The following is a 10,441-nucleotide window of genomic DNA, read 5'->3' as shown; positions in this document are numbered from 1 at the left end:
TGTTCGTTCTCGCTGAGCGGAGCCAGACTGTGGTATCGCTCCGCGTTCAGGGCACGAGGAACCCGAGCGGGTCGATGGAGTTTTGCAGGTTATTGCCTCCGCCGCCACCGCGTGTGCCCTGAAGTCCCCTGCGATTCATGAACTCCAGTCCGGTCACGTTGTATGACACGGTCATGCCTGCTCGCAGGAACAGCGTTCGATTAAGAAAATCCATGATGCGCGTTCCGGCCGTCTCGGGTACCCAGAAAATGTCACCGGCGGCCAATTCAACATTCGGATCCTCGCCGCGCTTGGTCTTTTCGAGGTCCACTCGAACAAAGACATCTTCGCCGGACGACATCCGCCTGATGATGGTTGCCTCGGTGGGCAAGACAGCCTCGATGATGCCTCCGCCGGCTGCAAGGGCCTGGAGGGCGTTGATGGTCGTTCCCGGAGGGAATTCCTTCGGTCCGGGCGCGTTGACCAGACCTCCCACAAAGATGGTATTGGGCTGAGCGGCAACCACGGTAATGACATCACCCGCCTCAAGCGGATCAAGCGCGAGCGCGGTCTTCAGGTGGTTGGTGTTTCGTACGTTCAGCTCGACTTTCTCGCGCGGGTTACGGATTCGCTGCAGGATGATCGTTCCGGATGCGTCCTGAGTCATGCCGCCGGCAAGCACAACGGCATGCAGCACATCGCGCTGGCATCGATTCAATTTGACGATGCCGGGCAGAAGCGCCGCACCGACGACGACGACGTCGGTCGTCACATGTTCGTGCATTTCGACGCTAAGTCCCAGTGACGCGACAAACTTCGGCACATAGGCATCTTGTATCGCTCGTTCGATGTCTTCGATTTCGAGATCACCGACTTTGACCTGACCGACAAGTGGAAGCGTGATGAAACCCTGCCGGTTGATGCGAGCGCGGATTTCGGTGGGCTCGGCGAGCGTTTCGACTCCGGTAAGGCCGATGAGCGTTACCCGCAGCACGTCTGAGGGTCCGGCGCGATAGGGCCGGTGGTATTCATCGTAGATTTCGCGCAGGTGGTTCTGATTGGGTACGGCGTTCTCTGGTGAAGCGGCGGCGTTGCGGACATCGATCGCCTTGGCGATGCGAGACTTCCGGCTAATTTCGCGGTCAGCCGTCGAATCGTGAGCGACGAGCCGGGCCGCACGGGTCTTGGTCGGGGCCTGGTCCGGAGTGCGTTTGCTTTCGGTGGCTACTTGCGGGCTGTCCTTTGAAGGCTCGTCGCCGATGAACTTCCACATTTGCGTGTTTTTGTCGAACCGCCATCGACCGCTCGGAGTGAACGGTCTGGCTGGATTGCTCGGGGTTGCATTCTCGGTGTCGGCATCGGCGTCGATAGCGACGATCGCCGCTTCGTGGAATGAGTCAATCGTTCTGTTTGACGCGAGTTCGTTGCGTGCCGTCGTCGATGCAGGGGCTTCGTCGTCAGCGATGTTTCGCTGCATTTCTATGAATTCGTAGACATCGATGCGAGAATCGCTACAAGCTGTCTGCACGGTTAGACCGATCGCGAGCGTGACGAGTGCGACTGCGTCGGGGAATCGGGAGTGTGGCGGTCTGTCGCAAAGTCCGCGGTTGCGATTTGGCTGTTTCATCGTCCTTAATCCCTCTACGTCCAATACGTCGGAGAACGTCCTAACATCGACGCGGAGGGGGTATGACTTGGCGATAATGTGCCGGAAATCATGGCAAGGAAAACTCTCCTTGCGGGTTTCCCAGGATATCGGACATTGGTGGGTGCGTATTTCGCCCTTCAAAGGGAGCGATGTGGCTCGGTCGCGAGACGCCTTTGGGGGTGACGGGATTCGGTCGCGGGCGGGGCAGGCGGCCTTAGCGTTCGATGCTCTCAAGATCGAACCTGGGTGCGTATTTGTCACCCTTGTAGGCCGATAATTGCACCGGTTTTTCGTCGATCAACTTCCTGAGGTATTCGGCGGCGGCGGGGAAGACCCGATCGGGATCGGCGAGCGAAGGATTCCAGAGCTTTGGCCATTCGAAGCAGAGATGGCCTCTGAAGCGGATTCCTTTCAGGAGCTGCACGATTCGCGGCAACTCCATGTTTCCCTGTCCCGGCTGGGTGTATCCTTCGAATGTCCCATCCGTGCCAAATTTGCCATCGCTGATGTGGAGCATTCCAAGCCGCGCGCCGAGGCGGGGAATGGATGTGGTCGGTCGTTCGCGCCGAAGTGCGGCGTTAAGCGGGTTCCACAGGCACCGCAGCGCCGGCGAACTGACTGCTTCGACGAGGTACCACATTGCGTTGGAGTCCGTGAAATCCCCGCTGTTTTCAATCAGCATCGTGACGTGATGGTCGGCCGCATACTGCGCCAGTTCGCGGAGTGATTCGGCAATCCGGGCCAGCACGGTTTCTCGTCGTTCGTAACCCATCAACCAGAACTTGAGACGCGGAATCTCCGATCCGAATACGCGAACGAAAGGGCACTCCAGCCTGCTTGCCAACTCAATGTATTCGCGAACCTGCGCTTTGTTTTCGGCGACCACTTTGGGATCGCGCATGTGAAAGGCGGCGGAGGTGGAGAGACAAACCAACTCCACGCCGGTCTCTCGCATCAGATGGGCGATCTTGCGGGGATTGGACGCCAACTGTGGGGCAACGGGCAGATGCAATTGGCCTTCGAGGCCGCGAAGTTCGATGCCCTGGAATCCATACTCCTTGGCCTTTTCGACCATCGTAGCCAGGCTCCAGCCCGGACATCCGACACTGCTGAACGCGAGTTTCATTGAGCGTGAATCTCCCGGAACGCAATCGGGGGAGAGGCCGCAAAGCCCCTGAGCCGATCGTAAGTTGGGCCAGATTAGCGGGTTTGCGGATGGAGTCAAATAAACCCGGCTGTAAACCCGTTTGGCGTGGGGAAATTCGGCCGTACCGACCGAATTGGGGGCTGTCGTTTGATCGGTTCGGTCCGGCGGATTGCCATTTAGACGGAATGGTCGATCTGATTTACGATCGTCACGATGGCCGTCAGCAACCTGTCCATTCGGCGATTTCTCCTGTGTTTCATCGGATCCATTTGCGTCTGCGCCCTGATCGGCATTTACATCATTGCGACGGGCAACATGGGCCGGATCGAGGGACAGATCCTCGGAACGACTGCGACATTCGCAGGGACGGCCTTGCTCGCGCTATTTTCCGCGGTGCCTTCGGCCCGGCGATTGTGGCATCCGATCGGCCCAGCCGGAATCGCGTTTGTGCCGATTCCGTTCCTGATGACGTCGTATTACATCTGGCGCAGCAGCATTCTGGGCCGCCCTACATATGATGCTGAATTTGAGGAGTGGTACCCGAAATATCTGGCGCTGGCGTGGATCGTCGGCGTCACGCTTCCGATCGTCGGCCTGCATTCGCTGGCGAGGCTGAAACCGGGGTATGCTTGGGCTCGCGCGGCGACCATCGGCATAGGCCTGATGCTCGACGCGATTCTCCTGATTTCCATCTTCGGAGAGATTCACTCGGATGAGATCGGCCGGATTCTCGCGATCTTGTGCATTCTGACGGTGTGCGGATGTGTGGCGGTGCCGATTCTTCATCGGGTTTCAGCGATTCCGTTGGCAGAGAGAGTGCATACCGCAAAGCTCGAGCTGCAGCTTACGTGTCCTCGCTGCTCGACCGCACAGACGCTCGCGGCGGGTGGTGCCCGATGTTGCGCATGTGGATTGAAAATCACCGTTGAGATTGAAGAGGACACCTGCCGGTCGTGCGGATATCCGCTTTACAAGATCGATTCGGCGGTGTGCCCTGAGTGCGGCACTCCGATCGCCACGGTGGGCGCTTCACCATCGGCCGACGTCGCCGCGGAGGGACCGGCCTGATGTCGTTAACCGGCGACGCGGAATTGATCGAGTTTGTTCGGTCGAGATTGGCCGGCACTGTCGCCGATGCGTGTGCGCTGGACGAGGTGCTCGCCAAGTCGCTGCGATATTTTCAATGCGTGGTGGGGACGATTCATCGCCTGAATTCGACCACGCAGATGCTTGAGTTGGTCTGTCATCGCGGGGTACCGGATGCGATTATGGACCGTGTTCGTGTGATACCGATCGGCAAAGGAATGGCCGGTCTGGCGGCCGAGCGCCGAGAAGCCGTGCAGGTCTGCAATCTTCAGACGGATGACTCTGGCAAGGCCAAACCGGGCGCGAAACTGACGGAGATGCAGGGATCGATTGCGGCGCCTATTCTCGTCGGCGAAGCGCTTCGAGGGACGATCGGCGTGGCGATGCCCCGGCCGCACGAATTTTCGGTGGAAGAGCAGCAGCTGTTGCTGCGGATCGGAGCGATCATCGGGGAATCATGGTAGGCGAACTCAGCTCATTTCGTGTGATGACGTTTGATTGCTACGGCACGCTGATTGATTGGGAGAGCGGCCTGCTCGGCGTTCTGCGGCCGCTGTTTGCGCCTTCAGGATCGAGCGTCGGCGACGAGGAGATACTGGGCGCATTTGCCGAGGGCGAATCGGCGGCGGAGGCGGAAATGCCGACCGCGATCTATCCGGATGTGCTGCGCTTTGCCTATCGACGGGCAGCGGCAATTCTGGGGATCGACGCTGATCCGTCCGGTGCGAACAGGCTGGCGTGCGGCGTCGGCGATTGGCCGCCGTTTGATGACACGGTGGAGGCACTCCGAGTCCTGAAGCGACGATTTCGGTTGATGATTCTGTCGAATGTGGATCGCAGGTCGTTCGCTCGAACGCAGGCCGGCCTTGGAATTGAGTTTGACGCCGTGGTGACCGCCGAGGACGTGGGTGCCTATAAGCCGGCAATTCGTCATTTTCGCCGTGCCGAGGAAATCATCGAATCGTGGGGATTGAAGCGGCCGCAGTGGCTTCATGTCGCGCAGAGCCTGTATCACGATCATGTGCCGGCTAAGGCGCTCGGTTTATCGACCGCGTGGATCGACCGGCGGCGAGGGCGGTCAGGATGGGGCGCTACCAAGCAGCCATCGGAGGCGGTCACTCCGGATTGGACTTTTGCGTCGATGCGGGAACTTGCGAAGGCTGCGACGAAGCTTGCGGAGGATTAATCAGGAAATGCCTGCGGAATTGATCGACGGCAAGGCCATCGCGGTGAGAATTCGCGAAGAGGTGACAAGGCGTGCCGCCGCGCTTCGTGAAGCGGGACGGCCTGTTCAGCTTGCGGCCATACTCATTGGCCAGGATGCGGCCGCCATGAGCTATTCGGCGTCGCAGGCAAAGAATGCCGCAGCCGTCGGCATTGCATATCGTCTCGTGAATCTGCCGGTAACGGCGAGTCAGTCGGATGCCCGGCAGGCCATCGAGAATCTGAACCGGGATCCGGCGGTCAACGGCATCATGCTTCATATGCCCGCGCCAAAACCGCTCGACGGGTTTGCACTACAGCAGGCCATTGCGGCTGAGAAGGACGTCGAAGGTGTCGGCGCGAAGAATCTGGGGCTGCTCGCAATGGGTCGCGCGGCGCTCGTGCCGTGCACGGCGGCTGCGGCGTTTGCCTGCTTGAAGTCGACCGGCGTGGAGATTGCCGGCAAGGAGGCGGTGGTCATTGGTCGCAGTGTCATCGTCGGCAAGCCGCTGGCCATGCTGCTGCTTTCGGCGCATGCGACGGTTACGCAATGCCACACGCGCACGCGCGATCTTGCCGGACATACTCGACGGGCGGAGATTCTCTTCGCTGCCGCGGGCGCGGCTGGGATAATTGGTGCAGAGCATGTGTCACCTGGCGCGATTGTCATCGACGTTGGGACACACCGCGTTCCGTCAGTGGATGACCCGAGTCGACTGCGCACCGTTGGTGATGTTCGGTTTGATGAGGTCGTGAACGTGGCATCCCGGATCACGCCGGTGCCAGGGGGTGTCGGGCCGGTTACGGTGGCGATGCTTCTGGAGAACACGGTTGCCGCGGCTGAGCGAAAGCCTGGCTGAATTCCGACTATTCTTACGTGCGAGCGCGGCGCAGCGATTCGAGCAGATCGTACGGCACACGCACACGGCCGAAGCCGACACCGTGTTCCTGCTTTGGCGGCAGGCGGTGAAAATCGCTTCCGCCTGTTGCAGCGAGTCCCAACTCCTCGGCCAATCGATGATATTCGCGCGTTTGAACCGGCAGATGGCTGGGATGGATCGTCTCGATCGCCGCGAGTCCGGCGTCTCGCAGACGTTTTACAAGCGTGCGAAGTTCGAGCGACGATCCGTAGCGCAGCCGTACGGGGTGAGCAAGTGATGCCAGGCCGCCGGCCGATCGAATCGCGGCAATGACCGCCTCGGCAGCAGGCAGCATGAACGGCACGAAGGCGGGGGCGCCATCTGCCAGGTAGTCGTTGAACGCCGTGCGGAAATCGCGAACGTGTCCGGCGCGAACAAGTGCGTGCGCGATATGTGGCCGGCCGATGGCATGACGGGGTACGTCGGGCTCGATCACGTCCTGCGGCAGATTCACTCCGAGGACTCTAAGACGCTCAAGTATCTCCCTGTTGCGTTCGGCGCGACGTTGGACGGCGGCCGCGGACAGGTCAGCCAGCGCCGTGCACGCGGTATCGACGAAATATCCGAGGATGTGAAGCGCTCCACGCGGATGAGCGGCTTCGAGTTCGATTCCGGGAATGAATTCGACGCCGAGCTGAGCTGCGCGAGCGGCCGCTTCTTCGCAGCCTGCGACGGTGTCATGATCGGTGAGCGCGACGGCCGACAGGCCTCGGGCGTGCGCCATTTCGACGAGTCGGGATGGAGGATAGCCGCCGTCCGATGCGGTGGAGTGCAGATGGAGGTCGATCCAGCGAGTCTGCGTTTTGTCGCGTCGAGTCGTGGTATCGCGCGGCACAGTTCGGTTCACGTCAGCAGGCCGCGGGAACCGAGATACTCAGCCAGCTTGGCGACGCAGTCTTCCAGCTTCATTTCGGCGGTCTTGAGCGTTAATTCGGGATTGAGGGGTGACTCGTAGGGATCGCTGACTCCGGTGAAGTTCTTGATCTCGCCGGCGCGGGCTTTTTTGTACAGGCCCTTGGGGTCTCTTTCGGCGCAGATGTCTACAGGCGTGTCAATGAACACCTCGATAAACGGAATCTTTGCATCGGCGTGCAGTTGGCGAACGCCATCGCGGTCGGCGCGATAGGGGCTGACAAATGACGTGATGGTGATGATTCCGGCGTCCGCGAAAAGCTTGGCCACTTCGCCGATGCGCCGGATGTTTTCGGCCCGATCTTCGGCGGAAAAACCGAGATTCTTGTTCAGGCCGTGGCGGATGTTGTCGCCGTCGAGCACATAGGCAAGTCGTCCTTGTTGCACCAGGGCGTGTTCGAAAGAGAATCCGACGGTGCTTTTCCCGCTTGAGGGGAGGCCGGTCAGCCAAATGGTGCAGCCGTTTTGCTTGAGGAGTCTGGCTCGGTCATCGCGAGCGACGTGTCCTTCGTGCCAGACGACATTGGTGGCTTTGATCATCGTGTTTCCCTGCTTCCGGCCTGTCGGCCTCGATGGCGTTCGTCGGCCGGCTCAGCAAAGGGCGAGGCGGCCGGCCCGCGGAAATGCCCCGCAGGTTGGTTTTGAAAAGGATAGATTAGAACGGCCGGGGGGCGGACGCAATTCGAGGAAATCCGGGTGGTGGGCGTAACCAAACCGATCCGAACTGAATCCGTGCTATGTGCGGGAGCGCGAGGCTATGATTCCCGCAATGGAGGTCCGATCCAAAATGAGAGCGAAAGTCAAACTGACCGCGATGGTAGTCTTCTCATCCATGATTCTGATCGGGTGCAGCCCGACCGGTGCGGATGAGAAGTCCGGCAAGTCCGATCGCAAAGGGAGTTCCATGGAGCGTATGATGGTGCGTTATTCGAAGTCGGGTTATGACATTACACCGTACCCCAGGGAGAAAGTGGCGGAATTGGCGAAGAAGCTGGATCCGGAGGCCTATCGGGTCACCCAGAATGCCGGCACGGAACCGGCATTCTGCGGTACGCTGGTCGATAACAAAAAGGAAGGCGTGTACGTCTGCGTGGTCTGCGGTCTGCCGCTGTTCTCGAGTGATCACAAATTCAACAGCGGGACGGGTTGGCCGAGTTTCTACAAGGAAGTGGACCGCGAACATGTCGTGCGAAAAGTGGACAAGTCGCACGGGATGGTTCGTACGGAGATCAACTGCGCGCGTTGCGGCGCACACCTTGGACATGTGTTCGATGATGGTCCGAAGCCGACGGGTGAGCGTCATTGCCTGAACTCGGCATCACTGAAATTCTTTGAAAAAGGGCAGACCATGCCGCCCGAGAGCAAGCCGGCCGAGTTGGAGACCGCCTATTTTGCGGGTGGATGTTTCTGGGGGATCGAGCATTATTTTCAGAAGGGGCCGGGCGTGGTGGACGCGGTCAGCGGCTACATACAGGGGAAGACCCGGAACCCGACCTATGAACAGGTGTGCAGCCATACGACGGGACACGCCGAGGTCGTGAAGGTCGTATTCGATCCGAAACGAATCAGCTATGAACGGCTGCTTGAGGCCTTTTTCAAGATGCACGATCCGACGCAACTGAATCGGCAGGGACCGGACGTCGGCGATCAATATCGCAGCGGGATTTACACCACGAGCGAGCGGCAGCAGAACGAGGCGACGGCGTTCATCAAGAAGCTCGCGGCGGAGAAGGCCTTCGACGGGAAGAAGATCGTGACCGAGGTGCAGCCCGCGCAAGAGTTCTATCCGGCGGAGGATTATCATCAGGACTACATCGTGAAGACGGGACGGGCGTGCCACGTTCGTGACCCGTGGTAGGCGCCTCGCCGAAACGACCGGCTTTATTCGTCATCGGCGACGGCCGCAATGTCCTCACCCTGTGTGACGGATTCGATGCGGCGGGCGTCAAGACGAATCCGGGCGGCAGCCTGACGATCTCCGATCATGTCGTAGGTTCTCGCAAGTTCCAGCCGGAATTCGACGTTTTTCGGCGAGAGCCCGACAGCGTCTCGCAGGCAGGTGATGGATTCCTCGTAATGACCGTGTTCCCGTGCGCAAAGCCCGTGGCGCAGTGTCAAGTCAGCGTCTCCTCGAATGATGCTGCGGGCATGGCGGTAGGCCCGCAGCGCCGCATCGCCCATGCTTCGACGGTCGATGGAGACTTCCGCCTGCTTTGCCAAGAGATCCGCAAATTCGACGGCGTACGCTCCGTTGCAGGGAGCGCATTTCACGGCGGAGCGATAGTGGTCCATCGCGGTCTGTTCGCGGTTGCTGCGTGCGGCGATTCGTGCGAGCCCGACATGCGCCTCCGCGTTTCGAGGATCTAGCAACAGCGCACGCCGAAACGCGGATTCCGCACGACGATCCTGGGCATTCCCCGCGGCACTGAGGCCGGCCGCCGTGTTCTGGCGGCTCATCGATCGGGCGACTGGATCGAACAGCGTGATCCGGCCGCCGTCGCAGCCGGCGGGCAACCAGATGAGCGCAAGTAGAAAGGCCGTGGCGCAGGATGGGACGCGAACGCATGGGTTTTCGGACGAAGCTGATCTCACATGCTGAATATCGGCAAGTCGGGACGGCACGGCCCGGAGCGCCGGTGGTCCGGGCCTGGCGGGCGCAAAATTTGACTCCTGTCCTGTCGCTCTTATCATCTTCCGTGCAACCCACGCCGCCGAACGTCGCCTGCCCGGCCTCTGGGCACCAAGACCGGAGAATGAAAGGGGGCTCCCCATGCGCGTGTTAATTACGATTCCGGTGTTCAATGAAGAAAAATACGTCGCTGACGTCCTACGGCGGATTTCCGAGCATGGCCACGATGTGCTGGTGGTGGATGACGGATCAACCGACTCCACGCCGGACATTCTGAAATCGACATCCGGGATCCAGGTCGTCCGGCATCCCGAAAATCGCGGTTACGGCCAAAGCCTGATTACCGCGTTTTGCTTCGCGGCGAAGAAGCACTATGACTGGGTCATTACGATAGACTGCGACGACCAGCATGAACCGGCGCTGATTCCAAATTTCGTCGAACGCGCAGCTCGAGATGACGTGGACATCGTTTCCGGTTCGCGGTATCTCGTGGAGTTGCCGGGCAATACCGAGGCGCCGAGCGATCGACGCCGGATCAATATGCAGATTACCGCTATTTTGAACGACCGTCTCGGCCTGCAGCTGACGGACTCGTTCTGCGGCTTCAAGGCGTATCGCGTCTCGGCACTGGAGCGCCTGTGTCTGAACATTCCCGGTTATGCATTTCCGCTGCAATTCTGGGTGCAGGCGCGGTCCGCCAACCTGCGAATCTGTGAACTGCCCGTGCCGCTCGTCTATGTTGATCCGAACCGTCATTTCGGCGGCATGCTCGATGATCCCGCTGCCCGCTTGAGGCACTACCTGGATGTGTTCGACGAGGAAATGAGTCGCGCGGGGGACTGCCACGATCCACGCACGGTGACCTGTCGCGCGGGGGACTGCGAATGAGTGGGATGTCGGTCGCCGACGGAACCGAT

Annotated in this window: 11 protein-coding genes; 6 read left to right on the top strand and 5 right to left on the bottom strand. The window is 60.1% G+C overall.

The window, feature by feature from the left end; genetic code table 11:
- Positions 1 to 46: 46 nt before the first annotated feature.
- On the bottom strand, positions 47 to 1,606 hold the full coding sequence (locus KF841_13165; protein ID MBX3396307.1) for a polysaccharide biosynthesis/export family protein: 1,560 nt from the start codon (positions 1,604 to 1,606) through the stop codon (positions 47 to 49).
- Between the two features lie 235 nt (positions 1,607 to 1,841).
- Positions 1,842 to 2,753, bottom strand: coding sequence for a sugar phosphate isomerase/epimerase (locus tag KF841_13160; GenBank protein ID MBX3396306.1), 912 nt, complete (start codon positions 2,751 to 2,753; stop codon positions 1,842 to 1,844).
- A 234-nt stretch (positions 2,754 to 2,987) separates the two neighbouring features.
- Here KF841_13160 and KF841_13155 point away from each other — a divergent pair, with 234 nt between their 5' ends.
- From KF841_13155 to KF841_13140, 4 genes are read left to right on the top strand one after another with little or no spacing between them, the layout of a single operon-like run.
- A complete protein-coding gene (locus KF841_13155) occupies positions 2,988 to 3,842 on the top strand; it encodes a hypothetical protein (GenBank protein MBX3396305.1) in 855 nt (284 codons plus the stop codon).
- Positions 3,842 to 4,324, top strand: coding sequence for a GAF domain-containing protein (locus tag KF841_13150; GenBank protein MBX3396304.1), 483 nt, complete (start codon positions 3,842 to 3,844; stop codon positions 4,322 to 4,324). The genes KF841_13155 and KF841_13150 overlap by 1 nt, the downstream gene beginning before the upstream one ends.
- On the top strand, positions 4,318 to 5,046 hold the full coding sequence (locus KF841_13145; GenBank protein MBX3396303.1) for an HAD family hydrolase: 729 nt from the start codon (positions 4,318 to 4,320) through the stop codon (positions 5,044 to 5,046). Before KF841_13150 ends, KF841_13145 begins: the two co-directional genes overlap by 7 nt.
- Before the next feature lie 7 nt (positions 5,047 to 5,053).
- Complete coding sequence (locus KF841_13140) at positions 5,054 to 5,923, top strand: bifunctional 5,10-methylenetetrahydrofolate dehydrogenase/5,10-methenyltetrahydrofolate cyclohydrolase (GenBank protein MBX3396302.1); 870 nt, start codon at positions 5,054 to 5,056, stop codon at positions 5,921 to 5,923.
- 13 nt (positions 5,924 to 5,936) lie between these two features.
- Here the strand turns inward: KF841_13140 and KF841_13135 are convergent, their stop codons facing one another.
- Both KF841_13135 and cysC read right to left on the bottom strand, forming a co-directional pair.
- On the bottom strand, positions 5,937 to 6,830 hold the full coding sequence (locus KF841_13135) for a PHP domain-containing protein (protein MBX3396301.1): 894 nt from the start codon (positions 6,828 to 6,830) through the stop codon (positions 5,937 to 5,939).
- Positions 6,827 to 7,435, bottom strand: coding sequence for an adenylyl-sulfate kinase (cysC, locus tag KF841_13130; GenBank protein MBX3396300.1), 609 nt, complete (start codon positions 7,433 to 7,435; stop codon positions 6,827 to 6,829). Before cysC ends, KF841_13135 begins: the two co-directional genes overlap by 4 nt.
- 376 nt (positions 7,436 to 7,811) lie before the next feature.
- Between cysC and KF841_13125 the strand changes: the two genes are divergently transcribed.
- Positions 7,812 to 8,753 (top strand): bifunctional methionine sulfoxide reductase B/A protein, encoded by a 942-nt coding sequence (locus KF841_13125; protein MBX3396299.1) that lies wholly within the window; start codon positions 7,812 to 7,814, stop codon positions 8,751 to 8,753.
- A gap of 23 nt (positions 8,754 to 8,776) precedes the next feature.
- On the opposite strand, the gene KF841_13120 is transcribed toward KF841_13125, so the two are convergent.
- Complete coding sequence (locus KF841_13120) at positions 8,777 to 9,487, bottom strand: tetratricopeptide repeat protein (protein ID MBX3396298.1); 711 nt, start codon at positions 9,485 to 9,487, stop codon at positions 8,777 to 8,779.
- Positions 9,488 to 9,665: 178 nt separating this feature from the next.
- Between KF841_13120 and KF841_13115 the strand changes: the two genes are divergently transcribed.
- Positions 9,666 to 10,412 carry a glycosyltransferase family 2 protein gene (locus KF841_13115; GenBank protein MBX3396297.1) on the top strand — a complete coding sequence of 249 codons (747 nt, stop codon included), beginning with the start codon at positions 9,666 to 9,668 and terminating at the stop codon, positions 10,410 to 10,412.
- Positions 10,413 to 10,441 lie beyond the last annotated feature (29 nt).

The sequence above is a fragment of the Phycisphaerae bacterium genome (assembly GCA_019636475.1).
Classification (GTDB): domain Bacteria; phylum Planctomycetota; class Phycisphaerae; order UBA1845; family UTPLA1; genus JADJRI01.
The sequence above is the reverse complement of the archived record's forward strand: the minus strand, read 5'-3'. Positions and strand labels throughout refer to the sequence as shown.

Bases quoted from the DNA above. Each gene is read 5' to 3' on its own strand.
- KF841_13165 (MBX3396307.1), bottom strand. From the start codon at position 1,606: ATGAAACAGCCAAATCGCAACCGCGGACTTTGCGACAGACCGCCACAC.
- KF841_13160 (MBX3396306.1), bottom strand. From the start codon at position 2,753: ATGAAACTCGCGTTCAGCAGTGTCGGATGTCCGGGCTGGAGCCTGGCT.
- KF841_13155 (MBX3396305.1), top strand. From the start codon at position 2,988: ATGGCCGTCAGCAACCTGTCCATTCGGCGATTTCTCCTGTGTTTCATC.
- KF841_13150 (MBX3396304.1), top strand. From the start codon at position 3,842: ATGTCGTTAACCGGCGACGCGGAATTGATCGAGTTTGTTCGGTCGAGA.
- KF841_13145 (MBX3396303.1), top strand. From the start codon at position 4,318: ATGGTAGGCGAACTCAGCTCATTTCGTGTGATGACGTTTGATTGCTAC.
- KF841_13140 (MBX3396302.1), top strand. From the start codon at position 5,054: ATGCCTGCGGAATTGATCGACGGCAAGGCCATCGCGGTGAGAATTCGC.
- cysC (MBX3396300.1), bottom strand. From the start codon at position 7,435: ATGATCAAAGCCACCAATGTCGTCTGGCACGAAGGACACGTCGCTCGC.
- KF841_13125 (MBX3396299.1), top strand. From the start codon at position 7,812: ATGGTGCGTTATTCGAAGTCGGGTTATGACATTACACCGTACCCCAGG.
- KF841_13115 (MBX3396297.1), top strand. From the start codon at position 9,666: ATGCGCGTGTTAATTACGATTCCGGTGTTCAATGAAGAAAAATACGTC.